General features: G+C 65.7%; 15 protein-coding genes and 1 tRNA gene. 4 read left to right on the top strand and 12 right to left on the bottom strand.

Annotated elements, in window-relative coordinates:
- Nucleotides 1-5 precede the first annotated feature (5 nt).
- The 5 genes from QH168_RS05500 to QH168_RS05480 all read right to left on the bottom strand — a co-directional run bounded on the left by QH168_RS05500 (nt 6) and on the right by QH168_RS05480 (nt 5,428).
- The gene (locus QH168_RS05500) at nt 6-1,802 is read right to left on the bottom strand and encodes a nickel-dependent hydrogenase large subunit (protein ID WP_280233343.1); all 1,797 of its coding nucleotides are present in this window, start codon (nt 1,800-1,802) and stop codon (nt 6-8) included.
- 10 nt (nt 1,803-1,812) lie between these two features.
- Nucleotides 1,813-2,868, bottom strand: coding sequence for a hydrogenase expression protein HypE (locus QH168_RS05495; RefSeq protein WP_280233341.1), 1,056 nt, complete (start codon nt 2,866-2,868; stop codon nt 1,813-1,815).
- Nucleotides 2,869-2,961: 93 nt separating this feature from the next.
- Entirely contained in the window at nt 2,962-3,894 is a 933-nt protein-coding gene (gene hypB, locus QH168_RS05490) for a hydrogenase nickel incorporation protein HypB (RefSeq protein ID WP_280233340.1), read from the bottom strand.
- A complete protein-coding gene (hypA, locus tag QH168_RS05485; protein ID WP_280233339.1) occupies nt 3,852-4,226 on the bottom strand; it encodes a hydrogenase maturation nickel metallochaperone HypA in 375 nt (124 codons plus the stop codon). Before hypA ends, hypB begins: the two co-directional genes overlap by 43 nt.
- 68 nt (nt 4,227-4,294) lie before the next feature.
- Complete coding sequence (locus tag QH168_RS05480; protein ID WP_280233417.1) at nt 4,295-5,428, bottom strand: HoxN/HupN/NixA family nickel/cobalt transporter; 1,134 nt, start codon at nt 5,426-5,428, stop codon at nt 4,295-4,297.
- Between the two features lie 135 nt (nt 5,429-5,563).
- Between QH168_RS05480 and QH168_RS05475 the strand changes: the two genes are divergently transcribed.
- Nucleotides 5,564-6,028 carry a Fur family transcriptional regulator gene (locus tag QH168_RS05475; protein WP_280233338.1) on the top strand — a complete coding sequence of 155 codons (465 nt, stop codon included), beginning with the start codon at nt 5,564-5,566 and terminating at the stop codon, nt 6,026-6,028.
- A 19-nt stretch (nt 6,029-6,047) separates the two neighbouring features.
- On the opposite strand, the gene QH168_RS05470 is transcribed toward QH168_RS05475, so the two are convergent.
- Nucleotides 6,048-6,500, bottom strand: coding sequence for a hypothetical protein (locus QH168_RS05470; RefSeq protein WP_280233337.1), 453 nt, complete (start codon nt 6,498-6,500; stop codon nt 6,048-6,050).
- A gap of 139 nt (nt 6,501-6,639) precedes the next feature.
- On the opposite strand from QH168_RS05470, the gene QH168_RS05465 reads away from it, so the two are divergent.
- Together QH168_RS05465 and QH168_RS05460 are read left to right on the top strand one after the other, a co-directional pair.
- Complete coding sequence (locus QH168_RS05465; RefSeq protein WP_280233336.1) at nt 6,640-7,272, top strand: TetR/AcrR family transcriptional regulator; 633 nt, start codon at nt 6,640-6,642, stop codon at nt 7,270-7,272.
- Nucleotides 7,273-7,809: 537 nt separating this feature from the next.
- Nucleotides 7,810-9,171 carry a flavin monoamine oxidase family protein gene (locus QH168_RS05460; RefSeq protein WP_280233335.1) on the top strand — a complete coding sequence of 454 codons (1,362 nt, stop codon included), beginning with the start codon at nt 7,810-7,812 and terminating at the stop codon, nt 9,169-9,171.
- A 10-nt stretch (nt 9,172-9,181) separates the two neighbouring features.
- Here QH168_RS05460 and QH168_RS05455 read toward each other — a convergent pair whose 3' ends face one another.
- The 3 genes from QH168_RS05455 to QH168_RS05445 all read right to left on the bottom strand — a co-directional run bounded on the left by QH168_RS05455 (nt 9,182) and on the right by QH168_RS05445 (nt 10,533).
- Complete coding sequence (locus QH168_RS05455; protein ID WP_280233334.1) at nt 9,182-9,868, bottom strand: XRE family transcriptional regulator; 687 nt, start codon at nt 9,866-9,868, stop codon at nt 9,182-9,184.
- Nucleotides 9,869-10,012: 144 nt separating this feature from the next.
- A tRNA-Thr gene (locus QH168_RS05450) sits at nt 10,013-10,088 on the bottom strand.
- A 100-nt stretch (nt 10,089-10,188) separates the two neighbouring features.
- A complete protein-coding gene (locus QH168_RS05445; protein WP_280233333.1) occupies nt 10,189-10,533 on the bottom strand; it encodes a winged helix-turn-helix transcriptional regulator in 345 nt (114 codons plus the stop codon).
- A gap of 96 nt (nt 10,534-10,629) precedes the next feature.
- Here QH168_RS05445 and QH168_RS05440 point away from each other — a divergent pair, with 96 nt between their 5' ends.
- Nucleotides 10,630-11,493 carry an NAD(P)-dependent oxidoreductase gene (locus QH168_RS05440; protein WP_280233332.1) on the top strand — a complete coding sequence of 288 codons (864 nt, stop codon included), beginning with the start codon at nt 10,630-10,632 and terminating at the stop codon, nt 11,491-11,493.
- Between the two features lie 13 nt (nt 11,494-11,506).
- Here the strand turns inward: QH168_RS05440 and QH168_RS05435 are convergent, their stop codons facing one another.
- The 3 genes from QH168_RS05435 to QH168_RS05425 form a co-directional block, all read right to left on the bottom strand.
- Nucleotides 11,507-12,772 carry a DNA polymerase III subunit delta' gene (locus QH168_RS05435; RefSeq protein WP_432421038.1) on the bottom strand — a complete coding sequence of 422 codons (1,266 nt, stop codon included), beginning with the start codon at nt 12,770-12,772 and terminating at the stop codon, nt 11,507-11,509.
- Nucleotides 12,773-12,802: 30 nt separating this feature from the next.
- The gene (gene topA, locus QH168_RS05430; RefSeq protein ID WP_432421037.1) at nt 12,803-15,682 is read right to left on the bottom strand and encodes a type I DNA topoisomerase; all 2,880 of its coding nucleotides are present in this window, start codon (nt 15,680-15,682) and stop codon (nt 12,803-12,805) included.
- 295 nt (nt 15,683-15,977) lie between these two features.
- Complete coding sequence (locus QH168_RS05425) at nt 15,978-16,184, bottom strand: cold-shock protein (protein ID WP_011206895.1); 207 nt, start codon at nt 16,182-16,184, stop codon at nt 15,978-15,980.
- Nucleotides 16,185-16,237 lie beyond the last annotated feature (53 nt).

Below are 16,237 nucleotides of genomic sequence, written 5' to 3'. Positions count from 1 at the left end.
CGAGATCACCGCGCGGTCGGCGTCTGCGTCGGGGAGTGCAGCTTCTCCAGTGTCTTTCCCTCGCCGAGGTACATGTGCACCCCGCAGGGCAGGCACGGGTCGAAACTGCGCACCGTGCGCATGATGTCGATGCCTTTGAAGTTCTCCCGGTCGTTCTCCTCGAAGATGGGTTGGCCCTGTACCGCGTCCTCATAGGGGCCCGGTGTGCCGAAGCTGTCGCGCGGATTGGCGTTCCACGGCGTCGGCGGATACGGGTGGTAGTTGGCGATCTTGCCGTCCCGGATCACCATGTGATGCGACAGCACACCACGCACGGCCTCGGTGAATCCGCAGCCGATGCCCTCATCGGGCACATCGAACGCCTCCCAGGTCTTGGTTCGTCCGGCCCGGATCTCCACCAGTGCCTGCTCCGCGAAATCCAGTGCGCAGGCGGCCGCGTACGCCTGGAAATAGGTGCGCGCGCGGTTGCGTTCGATCGTATTGCTGCCGTAGGCGGGGATCTTCCACTCCAATTCCACCGGACCCTTCAACGCGGTCTTCGGCAGATTGATCCGCACACTGTGTCCGGTCGACTGCACGTATCCGATATCGACGAGTCCCGCCAGTGCGGTCGACCACAACCGGGCGAGCGGACCGCCACCGGTATCGAGCGCGAGATGATCGGTGCCGTCGAACCAGCGCGGCGACATCACCCAGCTGTACTTGTCCTCCAGATCGCGTTTCTGCGGTTTGGGATTGGTGTGCTGATTCCAGGGATGGCGCCGGTCGACGGGATTGCCGAGCGGATCGGTCCGCACGAACATCTCCTGATCGGTCCAGTCCTCGTAATACGAACTGCCGAGCAGAATTCGGATCCCGAGATTGATATCGACCAGTGATGTGGTGAGCAGCTTGCCGTCCACGACCACACCGGGCGTGACGAACATCCGCCTGCCCCACTCCTCCATATCCTTATAGGCGAAATTGCATACCTCGGGGTCCTGGAACGATCCCCAGCAGCCGAGCAGAGTGCGTCGCAAACCCACCTGGTCGTAGCCGGGCAGCGCCTCGTAGAAGAAGTCGAACAGATCGTCGTGCATGGGCACGACCTTCTTCATGAACTCCACATATCGCATCAGCCGCGACATGTAGTCGGTCATCAGCTGAATGGTGGCCACCGTGCCGACACCACCGGGATACAACGTCGATGGATGCACATGCCTGCCCTCCATGAGGCAGAACATCTCCCGCGTGTAGCGGCTCACCATCAGTGCTTCGCGATAGAACTCGCCGGTGAACGGATTCAGCGCACGCATGATGTCGGCGATGGTCCGATAGCCGTGCGCCTCGGCATGCGGCGCCTCGGTTTGCTCGGCTCGTGCCAGCACACCGGGATTGGTCTCCGACACCATCTTCTCGCAGAAATCCACCCCGACCAGATTCTCCTGGAAGATGTTGTGGTCGAACATGTACTCGGCCGCCTCGCCGAGATTGACGATCCATTCGCCCAGATGCGGCGGCTTCACCCCGTACGCCATGTTCTGGCAGTAGCACGAGCAGGTGGCGTGGTTGTCACCGCAGATACCGCAGATCCGGCTGGTGATGAAATGCGCGTCCCGTGGGTCCTTACCGCGCATGAAGATCGAATATCCGCGGAAGATGGACGAGGTGCTGTGACACTCGACCACTTCCCGATTGGCGAAATCTATTTTGGTGTAGATGCCGAGGCTGCCGACGATACGAGTGATCGGATCCCACGCCATCTCGACGAGAGCGTCCGGTTCGATGCGGCGATGAGTCGGCTCCGGGATGATCTGAGTCATCGAAGTTCTCCTACCAGGTGCGTGTCGCGCCGGTATCCAGCTTGGTTCCCCGGTGCCGCCAGTGCGGTTCCTTGTCGACCGTCCGCGCGGTGATATGACGCAGGCTGCGGATCACCGATCCGTACAGTCCCGACGCCGTCGACGACAGTTTGCCGCCCGGCGGCTCGTCCATGAACGGCATGAACTTGTCCGGGAATCCCGGCATGGTGCAGCCGATACAGATGCCGCCCACATTGGGGCAGCCGCCCACGCCGTTGATCCATCCACGTTTGGGCACATTGCATTTCACGACCGGACCCCAGCAGCCGAGCTTCACGATGCATTTGGGTGAGCCGTATTCGGTGGCGAAATCACCCTGCTCGTAATACCCGGCGCGATCACAACCCTCGTGCACCGTCGCGCCGAACAACCACTTCGGTCGCAGCGATTCGTCGAGCGGGATCATCGGCGCCTGGCCGGTGGCCATATAGAGCAGATAGGTCAGCGTCTCGGACAGATTGTCGGGATGAATGGGGCAGCCCGGCACACAGACGATCGGGATATCGGCCTTGCTCGTCCATTCCCAACCGAGATAGTCCGGCACACCCATCGCGCCGGTGGGATTACCGGCCATGGCGTGAATACCGCCGTAGGTGGCGCAGGTGCCCACCGCGACCACCGCGGTGGCCTTCGGTGCGAGCCGGTCGAGCCATTCGCTGGTGGTCATCGGCTGGCCGGTGTCCGGGTTGTTGCCGAACCCGCACCAATAGCCTTCGGTGTGTAATTGCTCATTGGGAATCGAGCCCTCCACGACCAGCACGAACGGCTCGAGTTCACCGCGGTCGGCCTTGAAGAACCATTCGAGGAAGTCATCGGCTCCCCCGGTCGGGCCGCATTCGAAATCGATCAGCGGCCAATGTACGGCGACCTGAGGCAGCCCCGGCAATGAACCGAGCGCTATTTCCTCGACACTGGGCTGGGTGGCGGCAGTCAACGCCACCGAGTCACCGTCACAGCTCAGACCCGCGTTGATCCACAGCACATGGATCAACGTGTCTTCGGCTTCGACTGCTTCGCGAGTCGGCATGGAATGCCACCCTCCTGAAGCTGTTGCCTCACCCGGCGCGGCCCCTTGGGGGCTGACGGACCGCGCCATTTATGTGATCCTGATCACGTCAGTCTAGGCGCGGCCCGACACATCCTCAAGGTGATCAGCCATGCTCGCCCGCTGCGCGAACAACCACTCGTACCACTCGTTCATGCCCGCACCGGTGGTCGCCGACAGCGGCAATAACTCGATCCCCGGATTGACCGCGTTCGCATGCCGTCCGCACAGTTCCAGATCGAAATCGACGTACGGCAGCAGATCAATTTTGTTCACCAGTACCAGCGATGCGGCGGCGAACATATGCGGGTATTTCAACGGTTTATCGGTGCCCTCGGTCACCGAGATCACCACGACCTTCGCGTGCTCACCGAGATCGAACAGTGCCGGACAGACCAGATTGCCGACATTCTCGATGAACAGCAGCGTCCCCGGCGCGGGATCGAGCGTCTCGAGGGCCCCGCGCATCATCGCGGCATCCAGATGACAGCCCGCACCGGTATTGACCTGCACCACCGGCCGCCCGGCGGCGCGGATCCGCTCGGCGTCCAGCAGGGTCTCCTGATCGCCTTCGACCACCGCGATCGGCAGGTCGGCCAGCTCGCGCAGGGTACGTTCGAGCAGCGTGGTCTTGCCGGAGCCGGGTGAGCTGGTCAGATTGAGGGCGAGGATGCCGCGCTCGACCAGGTGCCGCCGGATGCCCTCGGCCAGTTCGTCGTTCTTGGCCAGGACTTTCTGCTCCAAGGTCACCGTTTCGGTGCGCGGGATATGTACGTGGTCGCCGGAGGCGTGGTCGTGCGAGTGCTCGTGACCATGCGGGTGTTCGTGCGGGTGCTCGTGGTCATGGTCATGCGAGTGTTCGTGACCGTGCGGATGCTCGTGGTCGTGCGGATACTCATGGGAATGACCGTGCTCGTCGTGCGGCTGATCGTCGTGAGTCGTAGGTCGGTGCGGGATGGCCGTGATCACAGTGCTTCCATCATCGCCGCACCCGCAGGTTGCGCACATGGCTGGCTCACCTCCATCGAATGGATGCGCAGTTCACGCCCGGACTCGACCTCGATATCGCTGCTGCCGCAGGGGCACAGCAGGATCAGATCGGCCAGTTCGAATCGGTGACCGCAGGCGGCGCAGGTCGCCGTGCCCGGGACAATGCGGATATCGAGGCGCGCACCCTCGGCGATCGTGCCCTCGGCGATCAATTCGAAGCAGAACTGCATCGCCTCCGGCACCACGGCGCACAGCGCGCCCACCTCCACCGTCACACTGTGCACGCGACGTCCCGCCGCGCATTCACAGACGGTATCGACCACACTGCTGGTTATCGCCATCTCGTGCACAATGGCCTCGATTCGACGCGTGGAGACCTCTCACGCTACTCCTCCCCCTCGGCGCGCGGCACCGGTTCTCAACGCTGCGGCAGGCCGCCCGGCGACGGTACATCGGCGCGCAATCGCGCGCTCCACTTCTCCTCGATATGACCATAACGCCAGGTGAGCAGGGCGATCACCCAGGTGACCACGAACAGGCCGACGACGAAATAGCCGAGCAGGTTCAGATCGATACCGTTGATCCGATCCCAGAAACCGCCCGTCCAGCCGAACTGCTCGGCGAACAGCACCAGCAGTTGCACGGTGCCGATGCCGAGTGCGACCACCACCGACAGCGCGGTGATGGTGATGTTGTAGTAGACCTTGCGCACGGGTTCGGCGAAGGCCCAGCCGTAGGCGAAGTTCATGAACGTGCCGTCGATGGTGTCGAACAGGGTCATGCCCGCGGCGAACAGAATCGGCAGGCAGAGGATCGCGTACCACGGCAGCCCCGCCGCCGCGCTCGTACCTGCCAATACCAGTAGCGCCACCTCGGTCGCGGTATCGAAGCCGAGGCCGAACAGCACCCCCACCGGATACATCTGCCACGGTTTGGTCACCGTCTTCATCACCGGGGCGAGCAACCGATTCATCAGCCCCCGCTGATTCAGTTGCCGTTCCAGTTCCCGCTCATCGCAGGCACCGTGACGCATATTTCGGAACACCCGCAGAATTCCCACCAGCACCGCGATATTGATGATCGCGATGAGATAGAGGAACGCACCGGACACGGTGGTGCCGATCAATCCGGTGTAGCGCTGCAACCAGGACGAATCGTCCTGCACCGGTCCCGCGATGGCCTTGATGCCCGCCGCGATCAGGAGCGCGAGGGCGAAGACCACGGTGGAATGTCCGAGCGAGAAGAAGAATCCCACCGACATCGGCCGCTGCCCGTCCTGCATGAGTTTGCGGGTGGTGTTGTCGATGGCGGCGATATGGTCGGCGTCGAAGGCGTGCCGCATGCCGAGGGTGTAGGCGGTCAGCCCGACGCCTACACCCAGTGTCGTCTCGCCGATGCTCAGATGCTGCGGCGCGACGAACGCGACCAACGTGACCCACCCCAGCACATGCAGCCCGATGATGACCCCGGCCATCGCGAGCAGCCGCCCCCATTCGACTCGCGTGAGCCCCGGCCGCTCGACCGGAGTCCGAGACGGTCTGCCAGGCTGCACCGTTGACGCCACGTTCTGCCCTTCACATGATGTGAAACGACCTCGACGAGGTGGTCATTCGACGGTAAACCCAGATGCAACCGACTGGCAAGAAGGGTGCTGGCGGCGGACCCGGTCGAGCGGCAGACTGGGTGCATGACCGGCGTCCGGCCCGATACCGCCGCCGCGCCACGCGATGAGCAGTACGCGCGGCGGCTGCTGCGCGCCCACGGCCTACGCTGCACCGCGCCCCGCGTGGCCGTGCTCGGCACCCTGGCCCGCGACCGCGAGCACGGCCATCTCACCGTCGCCCAGATCCAGCGCCGACTCGCCGACACCGGCCACGACGTCGATCCCACCACCGTCTACCGCACCGTCTCGACCCTGCTCGACGCCGACGTCCTGCACGCACTGATCATCGACGACCGGGTCACCAGCTACGGACTCACCGACATCCCCCACCACCACGCCGTCTGCACCCACTGCGGCGCCATCACCGAAGTCCCCGCCGACCACCTCACCACCGCTCTCGCCGAAGCCCGCCTCGGCAGCAGCTTCGCCCTCCCCGACACCGCGGGCCTCACCCTGCACGGCCTCTGCCCCACCTGTCAGGGTCGGTAGGAATTCGTCGTCGAGCAGGCTATGAATCCTCAGCGGGCACCGGAAGCCCCTCTCCGACAACATGTTCCGACCAGATAATCCAAGCCGCATATGCGTTGCCGATCACCAGCAAGGCGAACGGTATGGCATAGATCGTCGCGCCACCGACCGATAACCTTGCCGTCCAACGTGGTTCGTACTCGCCCGCCGGTGCGCTGAACGCGTCTTCGAACCCGGCGGCGCCGAGCAGCAGGGCGGCCGTGGACAGCAGCGCGAGGCCGATCAGCGTGAGGATCGTGCCGAGTCGATGGCCGAGTCGGGCCGCGCCGACGAGGGTCGAGCAGATGCCGGGGGCGAACAGCAGACCGCCGAAGATCATCACGAACATCCACCAGCCGGTGATATCGCTCGCCATGGAACCATTGGCCGCTTCGTTCAGCACGCTGAGCGACACAACGGATGCGGCCACGAACGCTATCGGCGCGACCGCCATCCCGACAGCCCACTTCCGGTCTCTCCCCATGCGCCGAGCTTCGCATACTGCCGGGAGCCCGGTGTGAAAAGCTACGTCCACGACAGCGCCGCGGTTCGCCCGCACTCTGCGAACTCGATCGGCGGAACCAGGAGGACCAGTGGCCTACGTCAGGGCAGCCGAGCGCGAGGAGCAGATCGTCGCGGCGGCGATGCGGGTGCTCGGCACCGCGGGCGTCGCCGGGACCACCTTGCGCGGCGTCGCGGCCGAGGCCGGTATTCCGCTCGGCACCCTGCACTACGTCTTCCCGTCCAAAGACAAACTGCTGCGCGCGGTCATCGCCACCGTCATCCGCGATGTCTCCGACGCCATCCGCGCCGAGCTGGAACTGGACCGGGGCGTGGCGCACGCGATCCGGCAGGGCGTCACCAGCTTCTGGGACAAGCTGGTCGAAGGCGATGTCGGATTGCAGATCATGCAGTACGAGCTGGCCTTGTACTCCGCGCGCAGTGAGGGCCCCGGCGGTCTGGCGCAATTGCAGTTCGAGCGCTACGTCTGCTTGATCAGCGAGTTCTGCGAGCAGGCCGCACAGGCGGCTGGTGAGCGCTGCGCCGTCGAGTTCGACGCCCTCGGACGCCTCGCACTTGCCCTCACCGATGGCCTGATCATGCAGTACGTAGCGAGTCCCGATCCCGAACGCGCCCGCCGCGATCTGAACCGCGCGGTCGACATGATCGTGCTCTACGCCGACCCGCAGCCCGTCACGGGCGCACGCACCTCGCGCACCGGCTGAGCTCACCGTAACAGCGCCCCCCGGATGGGCGCTGCGGAAGGCGTTCGCCCCACCGAACCACAACCGCCAGCCCGAGCTGTACCACCGGCGCTTCTCCACGCCCGGGATCGGTATCAGAGCGGCAACGACGCAACGGACTCGTCACCGGGAACCTGCACCACAACTAGCACCGAGAGCTACCCCGAGCCATCCGCCTCGCGGCTTCCGACCACGTGCAGGCCGCCACGACCAGGCAGCGATTCGCCGTCGGCTATTGCCCGCCGGGCCTGCTTGGTCTACCGTTGAACTCGGACGGTCGTCCGACTTAACTATGAGAAATCAGTCGCGGCCGGACGCCTCATTCGTGTTCGAAGCCCGTCAGGACGGTGCGCATGACTGCCGATCGAAACGCTGCGTCCACCATCTCGGCGATCGTCCGGTGCTCGAGCGGCAGCAGCGCTCCGGAGGTCGCGGCCGACCGATCGCCGCTCGGGTCGTCAGCGACCGACCTCTGAACGACAACGACGCACCGGCCGGTACATGCGGAAGGAACCAGGCATGCAGCAAAATCCGAAACATATTCCTGCGCAATCTGATTCGGTGGTTGTCGTGATCGGCGCCGGCCTGTCCGGATTGACCGCGGCGCGGGAACTCCATCGCCGGGGAGTCGACGTCATCGTCCTCGAGGCCGCCGACCGCCTCGGCGGCCGGGCGATGAGCGAGACCACCGCCCTCGGCTCGCGCGTGGACCTCGGCGGCCAGTGGATCGGCCACGACCATCACCGGATCATGGCGCTGGCCACCGAACTCGGCGCCACCCGATTCCCCATGCACACCACACCGCTGCCGGTCATCATCGACGGACCACGCCGAGTGCCGCCCGCCTCCCCCGCCGTGCTGACCACCGGACTCGCGCTCGCCACTCTGGAGGTGCTGTCCCGGCTCGGCGCACCGCGACGATGGAACGCCACCACCGCCGCCAGCTGGCTGCGCCGGGTGCCGCTCGGCACGTCACGACGACTGCTCGACCTGCTGGCCGCGGTCTCCTGGACCGCCGACCTCGACCGATTCTCCGTCCAGGCCATGACGACGATGATCCGCCACCAGGGCGGTCTGCGAACCATGCTGGCCACCAGCGGCGGCGCCCAGGATTCCCTGCTCATCGAAGGTATCGGGACCCTCATCGACGGCCTCGCCGCCGAACTCGGCCCCCGCGTGCGCACCGGCCAGCGCGTCACCTCGATCCACCGCGACGATCACGGCGTCACACTGCGAACCACCGCGGGCGAACTACGAGCCGCGAAGGTCATCGTCACCGTCCCACCCCCGATGACGGCCCGCATCACCTTCGATCCCCCACTCCCACCCAGCCGAGCCGACCTCGCCCGCAACACCTACATGGGCTCGGTCTACAAGGCGATCGCGGTCTACGAACGCCCCTTCTGGCGCGAACGCGAGGGCGGTGAATTCCTCGTCCTCGACAACCCGCCCAGCGCCGTCTTCGACACCACCCCACCCAACGGTCCCGGCCACCTCTGCCTCCTCATCGGCGGCCCCGCCGCCCACGAACTCGACCACCTCACCCCCACCGAACGCCGCAATGTCGTCCTCACCCCACTCACCCACCACATCGGCCCCGAAGTCCTCACCCCGGCAAGCTGGCACGAAAAGTCCTGGCACCTCGACGAAAACGCAGGCGGCGGCTACACCGCCCTCCCCCTCCCCGGCACCACCGAAGGCTTCCCACCCGCCCCCTGCACCCCCACCGGCCACATCCACTGGGCAGGCACCGAAACCGCCACCGACCACGCGGGATACCTCGAAGGTGCCATCGAATCAGGAATCCGATCGGCTCGTGAAGTCCTCCAGGTCCTGCCGAACACCGCTAACGGACGCGCGCTCACGGCTTCGACCGAATAGCCGAGCGTTACTACTGCACAGGCCGCTGAAACGCGTCGACGGTCGCTTTACTGGTACTCGGATCCTGCAACACCAACTCCCATGGCCCCGAGTTGATTTCGAAGTCCTTACCGAATCCGATCCACTTTCCGGCCATCCGGTTACCGGTCGGGTCGACGAGCAGCTGCACCGCGCCGTGATAACGGGCGCCGCGATAGTAGCCGTCGACCGCGGTCCGCTCCGACCATGTGCCGGTCGCGACATTGCCGTCCACGGTCAAGTCCATCTCGATCACCGATGGTGACGATCCGGGCAGGCTGCGAACGGTGAGCTGCGGGCCGTGATTCAGGACAACGGCGTAATGGGCGACGGTATAGGTCGCGTCCCGTCCACTCGAGAAGTACTCGTATCGGCTCAGCCACACCCCGGAGTGATCGCCGCTGACACGCGCCGCGGTGGCAGGACCGGTGGAATCGATCGCACCGATCGGCGAGTCGATATCGCGGCTGTTGTCGTTGAGACCACCGATCTCCTTACCAGCCCTTACCGCACCGAACCCCAGCGACTCGATCGGTAGCTTCATCACCTGCTCGAGCGCCAGAGCATGGCTCGGCCGCGGGTGCACAGTCGTTCCGGACTCCCAACGCTGCACCAGCCGCTTGGTGGCACTGACACAGCCGACTTCACGAAGCGCCCGCGCCAGATCGTCTTGGCTCATGAGACGGGCCGTGCGCGCAGCCCGCAATGCCGTGTTCGGTGTGGACTGTAACCGTCGAGGTCAGCGGGCCGCCGCAACAGCTCAGTTGCGGCGGCGAGAACACCGCCTGAAAGGTCAACAGACCATGATCACGGTATGAAAAAGTGGAGCCGCCTGGGGGAATCGAACCCCCGACCTTTTCATTACGAGTGAAGCGCTCTACCGACTGAGCTAAGGCGGCGTGCCTTTCGGCGTGGCGAGTCTATCGTCTCGGGGGGCGGAATGCGAAAACGGGTGTTCGGTGGGGTCAGCGGCTGGCAGTTCGAGGCATGGGTGCGAGGTCAGGGGTGGGCGGGGGGCTCGTGCATGAGGTGTTCGCGGCCCCATGCTTCCAGGGGGAGGAGGGCGTTGTTGAGTTGCTCGCCCAGCGGGGTCAGGGAGTATTCGACCCGTGGGGGTACCTCGTCGTAGACCTCGCGGTGGACGATTCCGTCGGCTTCCAGTTCACGTAGCTGGGTGGTGAGGACCTTTTCGGTGACGCCGGAGACCTGGCGGCGCAGTTCGCCGAAGCGGTGTGGGCGTTCGCTCAGCGGCCACAGGATCAGCATCTTCCATTTGCCGTTCAGGACCGACAGTGTCGCGTCGAGCCCGCACGTGTATGCGCCCGGTCTGCGTGTGATCGGCACGACTACCTCCACCTGCCTGTTCGCTTACCCGGGTGTGCGTACCCACTTCATTGTGCGTACTTGATCGGGGCCCGGGCCGACCAAAGACTAACGGTCATGTCCGACCACTCGCATAAAGCGCTCACCGTCCTCGGCCTCGGCGATATGGGCTCGGCCCTCGTTCGCTCGTGGCTCGCCGCCGGATACGACGTCACGGTCTGGAATCGCAGTGCCCGACCCGCCCCGACTGGCGCGACCGTGGCCGCCGATATCGCGGCAGCCGTCGGCGCGAATTCGCTCGTCGTGGTGTGTCTGCTCGATGACGCGTCGGTGCGCGCGACACTCGAGCCCGTCGATCTCACCGGCCGCGATATCGTCAACCTGACCACCAGCACACCCGACGAGGCTCGGAGCCTGTCGGACTGGGTCGCCGCGCGCGGCGGACGTTTCCTGGACGGCGGGATCATGGCCGTGCCCTCCATGATCGGCGGCGCGGACTCCGGCGCGTACGTGTTCTACAGCGGTTCGCCCGAGCTGCACGAGACTCATGCCGAAACGCTCGCCGTGCCCGCCGGTGTCGAGTACGTCGGCGCGGACGCCGGGTTCGCGGCGCTGTACGACGTCGCACTGCTCAGCGCGATGTGGGGCATGTTCGCCGGAGCCGCGCACGCCTTCGCCCTGATCGGCAAGGAGGACATCTCCCCCGTCGAGTTCGCACCGCGCATGGTCGCCTACCAGCAGGCGATGGCCGGATACGCCTACGGCACCGCCGCACAGCTGGCGAGCGGCGACTACACCGACGGTGTCGAATCGAATCTGGCGATGATGGTCACGACGAACGGGACGCTGTTGCGCACCGCCGCCGAACAGGGCGTCGATCCCGAACTCCTCACGCCCTTCATGGAATTGATGCGGCGCCGGGTCGCCGAGGGCGGCGGGAACGAATCGACCACGGGAGTCGTCGACCTCCTGCGCCGGTAGCGGCGGGCCCGCATCACCCGGCTTGCGCGGCGATGAGAGTGGCGACCATCGCGGCCAGCGCGAAGCGGGGCTTGACGTTGAGGTCCAATGCTTCGCGGCAGGCCAGAACGGCTTCCAGGGAGCGGAGCAGGCCTTCGGGGGGAACGCGGTCGGCGAGATCGGTGATCTGGTCGGCCATATCGGGATGGGTCAGGGTGACGCCCTCGGCGCTCGGTTTGGGGCGTGACCGGCCGGAAGCGCGGGGTCCGGCGGCGAAGCGGACGGCGAGGGCGTCGCGGTAGACGCCCGCGACATCGATCAACGCCCGGTCGAGGGCATCGCGGCCGGTGCGGGTGGCACGGGATTTCTGGCGACGTTCGAGGTCTTTCAGTACACCGGCCGAACCTCGGGTCGCACTCGCGGCGCCTTTCCCGGTGCCGCCCGCGCCCATGGCGGTGGCGAGTTCGTCGCGTTCGCGTTCGTCGCGGGCGGCGCTCATCTGTTTGGCTTCGTCGTCGGCGGCCTTCACCAGATCGTCGGCGGCGGCGTAGGCGGCTCCTGGACGGGCGACCGCGGCGACCAGCGCGAGGGCACGCCTGCGGTGTTCGCGGGCTTCGCTATCGGTGGCGAGTCGACGGGCGCGACCCACATGACCGCCGCTGACCGAGGCCGCCCAGTCGGCGGTTTCGGCATCGAGTTCGTCGCGTTCACGCAGGACATGGGCGATGGCGGGCACCGAGGGTGTCACCAGATGCACATGCCTGCACCGTGACCGCAGGGTGACCGAGATGTCTTCCGGGTCCACCGACGGCGCGCACAGCAGGAACACCGTGCGGTCGGGCGGTTCCTCGACCACTTTGAGCAGCACGTTGCCCGCCGCCTCGGTCAAGCGGTCGGCGTCTTCGATCAGCACCACCTGCCAGCGGCCGGTGCTCGGCCTTCGAGCGGCGATCTGCACGATCTCGCGCATTTCCTTGGTGCTGATACTCAGCCCTTCGGGAATCACCCGGCGCACATCGCCGTGGGTGCCCGCCATGGTGGTGGTGCAGGCATGGCAGTGCCCACAGCCAGGGGTGCCCGGATCGGTGCACTGGAGCGCGGCGGCGAAGCACAGCGCCGCGACCGATCGGCCCGAGCCCGGTGGGCCGGTGAACAGCCATGAATGCGTCATCGCACCGTCGACCGATCCGGCGCGTGCGGCGATCGCGGCAGCCGTCAGCTCGGATTCGACCGCATCCTGGCCGACCAACCGATCGAAGACACCCGCCACGTCGTACACCCTAGCGGCCGCCACCGACATGCTGTCCGGGCGCGGCCGCGATCCCGACCGCTACTCCGAATTCGCGTTCGCCGCGGATTTCTTCGCCGGAGCCTTCTTGGCGGCGGTCTTCTTCGCCGCCGTGGTCTTCTTCGCGGCGGTGGCCTTCGTCGCGGTCTTCTTGGCCGCGGCCTTCTTGGTGGTCTTCTTCGCCGCCTTCTTCACCGGACCGCGCGCCCGCCGATCGGCCAGCAGCTCCGCCGCCCGCTCGTCGGTGATCGATTCGACCTCATCGCCCTTGCGCAGGCTGGCATTGGTTTCGCCGTCGGTGACATAGGGGCCGAAACGACCGTCCTTGATCACCATCGGCTTACCGCTGGCCGGGTCGTTGCCCAGTTCACGCAATGGCGCCGCGCTGGCGGCCTGCCTGCCACGACGTTTGGGTTCGGCGTAGATCTTCAGCGCCTCGTCCAACGTGACGTTGAAGATCTGATCCTCGTCGGCCAGCGAACGGGAATCGGTGCCCTTCTTCAGATACGGGCCATAGCGCCCGTTCTGCGCGGTGATCTCCTCACCGGAAGCGGGGTCGGTGCCGACGATACGGGGCAGCGACAGCAGTTTGAGCGCGTCGTCGAGGGTGATCGAGGCCAGATCCATTGATTTGAACAGCGATCCGGTGCGCGGCTTCGGCCCCGCCGCCTTCTTCGCGGTCTTCTTCGCCGGTGCCGCCTCTTCGGCGGGTTCGGGCAGGATCTCGGTGACGTACGGCCCGAAACGTCCTTCCTTGGCGACGATTTCGTGCCCGGACGCTGGATCGGTGCCGAGCGAACGACCCTCCTGCGGCGTGGCGAACAGCTTCTCGGCGACCTCGGGGGTCAGTTCGTCCGGCGGCAGATCGTCGGGCAGATTGGCCCGCTGCGAGATCGAATCACCTTCTGGATCATCCGGATTGGTGACCATCCGCTCCAGATAGGGCCCGTAGCGGCCGACCCGCACGACGACATCGCGGTCTTCGGCATCGGAGAACAGCTTGATCGAGTTGACCTCGCGCGCATCGATATCGTCGAGCCGTTCGCCGACCATCCGCTTCAGCCCACCCGAACGGGCGACCGAACCGTCGGCGCCGTGATCGCCACCGAAATAGAAGCTGGACAACCAGTTTCCGCGCTGTTCACGTCCACCGGCAATGGCGTCGAGGTCGTCTTCCATGGCGGCGGTGAAGTCGAAATCCACCAGCCGACCGAAGTGCTCCTCCAGCAGGCCGATCACCGCGAACGCCACCCACGACGGCACCAGCGCACTGCCGCGCTTGTAGACATAGCCGCGATCGAGAATCGTCTTGATGATCGAGGAGTAGGTGGAGGGGCGACCGATACCCAGCTCTTCCAGCGCCTTGATCAGCGATGCCTCGGTGTAGCGGGCGGGCGGATTGGTGCTGTGCCCGTCCGGGTTCAGCTCCACCGCGGTGACGCCCTGGCCCTGTTCCAGCGCGGGCAGACGCGATTCGGCATCGTCGGACTGGCCGCCCGCCTCTTCGTCGACGCTCTCGACGTAGGCCTTGAGGAAGCCGGGGAAGGTGATGGTGCGGCCGGAGGCGGAGAACACGCATTCCTCGCCGGTCCCGGCGACACCGGTGATCCGCAAGGTGAGCGTGGTGCCCCTGGCATCGGCCATCTGCGAGGCGACGGTGCGCTGCCAGATCAGTTCGTAGAGGCGGAACTCGTCGTTGTCGAGGCGAGCATGCAGCTCACCGGGCGTGGCGAAGGTATCGCCCGCCGGACGGATCGCTTCGTGTGCTTCCTGCGCGTTCTTGACCTTGCGGGTGTACTGCCGGGCCGTCGGGTGCACATATTCCGAGCCGTAGAGCTGGGTGGCCTGCGACCGGGCAGCGTTGATCGCCGACTGCGACAGCGTGGTCGAGTCGGTACGCATGTAGGTGATGTAGCCGTTTTCATAGAGTCGCTGCGCCACCCGCATGGTGCGCTCGGAGGTGAAGCGCAATTTGCGGCCCGCCTCCTGCTGCAACGTGGAGGTCATGAACGGTGCGTACGGCTTACGTGAGTACGGCTTCGCTTCCGCGGAGGAAACCACCAGGTCAGCGCCGTCGAGCGCCTCGGCCAAACGTCGCGCGTAGGCCTCGTCCAGCACGACGACGCCCGTATCGGCCTTCAACTGGCCGTCGGAACCGAAATCGCGACCCGACGCCACGCGGGCGCCGTCGACATTCACCAGCCGGGCACCGAATGTGCGCGGATTGCCGACCTCACCGGAGCCGCCGGCATCGAGCTTGGCGGCGATATCCCAGTACTCGGCCGAGCGGAACGCCATCCGCTCGCGTTCGCGACGGACGATCACCCTGGTCGCGACGGACTGCACCCGGCCAGCCGACAACCGCGGCATGACCTTCTTCCACAGCACCGGGCTGACCTCGTAGCCATACAGCCGGTCCAGGATGCGGCGGGTTTCCTGCGCATCGACCAGATCGCTGTCCAGATCACGAGTATCCGCGGCGGCGGCCTGGATGGCCGGCTCGGTGATCTCGTGGAACACCATTCGCCGGACCGGGATCTTCGGCTTCAGGGTTTCCAGCAGATGCCAGGCGATGGCCTCGCCCTCGCGGTCGGGGTCGGTGGCCAGATACAGCTCGTCGGCGTCCTTGAGCAGGCTCTTGAGCTCGGTGACCTTGCCCTTCTTATCGGGGCTCACCACATAGATCGGCTCGAAATCGTGATCGACGTCGACACCCAGACGCGCCCACGACTGGCCTTTGTACTTGGCGGGCACATCCGCCGCACCGCGCGGCAGGTCCCGGATATGACCGACGGAGGCCTCCACCGTGTAATTGCGACCCAGATAGGGCGCGATCTTGCGGGCCTTGGTCGGGGACTCGACGATCACGAGACGACGCAGGGGACGGCCCTGGTCGGCTGCACCGCGGTCTCGTGTTGCCACCGGCGAATACACCTTTCCTTCTCGACCCGCGCGCCGCTGTTCGCGTCCGCACGGCTAGGGCAAATGGTGGCGATGTCGTATATCGCTACCAGACACGTTTATACCTTGACGCTGCGCGCGGTCGAGTGGTTGCGATCGGAACCATCGAGCGTACGCGCTATCGCGATCAGTATGCAGTGCCTCGGTCCGACCGTCCCGCACGGCGGGGTCGAGACGAAACGAACCTACCCCAGATATAGCTCGTCCCTCACCGCCGTTACCGGTGGTGAGGGACGAGCTGTGGATGAATGCGAGCTCAGCTGAGCGCGCGAACTCCGGTGGCCTGCGGGCCCTTGGTGCCCTGACCAACCTCGAACTCGACCTTCTGGTTCTCCTCGAGGGTACGGAAGCCCGACCCCTGAATCTCGGAGTAGTGGACGAAGACGTCAGCGGAGCCGTCCTCGGGCGCGATGAAGCCGAACCCCTTCTCCGCGTTGAACCACTTCACAGTTCCCTGTGCCATTCTGTTCCTTCTCTTTTCTTACCGGAACGGCGGACAACTGGGTTCGTCCACCG

The sequence above is a fragment of the Nocardia cyriacigeorgica genome (assembly GCF_029868385.1).
GTDB classification, from domain to species: domain Bacteria; phylum Actinomycetota; class Actinomycetes; order Mycobacteriales; family Mycobacteriaceae; genus Nocardia; species Nocardia cyriacigeorgica_F.
Note: the sequence above shows the minus strand (reverse complement) of the source record. Positions and strands in the feature narration are given on the sequence as shown.

Bases quoted from the DNA above. Each gene is read 5' to 3' on its own strand.
- QH168_RS05500 (WP_280233343.1), bottom strand. From the start codon at position 1,802: ATGACTCAGATCATCCCGGAGCCGACTCATCGCCGCATCGAACCGGAC.
- QH168_RS05495 (WP_280233341.1), bottom strand. From the start codon at position 2,868: ATGCCGACTCGCGAAGCAGTCGAAGCCGAAGACACGTTGATCCATGTG.
- hypB (WP_280233340.1), bottom strand. From the start codon at position 3,894: ATGTGCGCAACCTGCGGGTGCGGCGATGATGGAAGCACTGTGATCACG.
- QH168_RS05475 (WP_280233338.1), top strand. From the start codon at position 5,564: ATGACCGGCGTCCGGCCCGATACCGCCGCCGCGCCACGCGATGAGCAG.
- QH168_RS05470 (WP_280233337.1), bottom strand. From the start codon at position 6,500: ATGGCGGTCGCGCCGATAGCGTTCGTGGCCGCATCCGTTGTGTCGCTC.
- QH168_RS05460 (WP_280233335.1), top strand. From the start codon at position 7,810: ATGCAGCAAAATCCGAAACATATTCCTGCGCAATCTGATTCGGTGGTT.
- QH168_RS05455 (WP_280233334.1), bottom strand. From the start codon at position 9,868: ATGAGCCAAGACGATCTGGCGCGGGCGCTTCGTGAAGTCGGCTGTGTC.
- QH168_RS05440 (WP_280233332.1), top strand. From the start codon at position 10,630: ATGTCCGACCACTCGCATAAAGCGCTCACCGTCCTCGGCCTCGGCGAT.
- QH168_RS05435 (WP_432421038.1), bottom strand. From the start codon at position 12,772: ATGTCGGTGGCGGCCGCTAGGGTGTACGACGTGGCGGGTGTCTTCGAT.
- QH168_RS05425 (WP_011206895.1), bottom strand. From the start codon at position 16,184: ATGGCACAGGGAACTGTGAAGTGGTTCAACGCGGAGAAGGGGTTCGGC.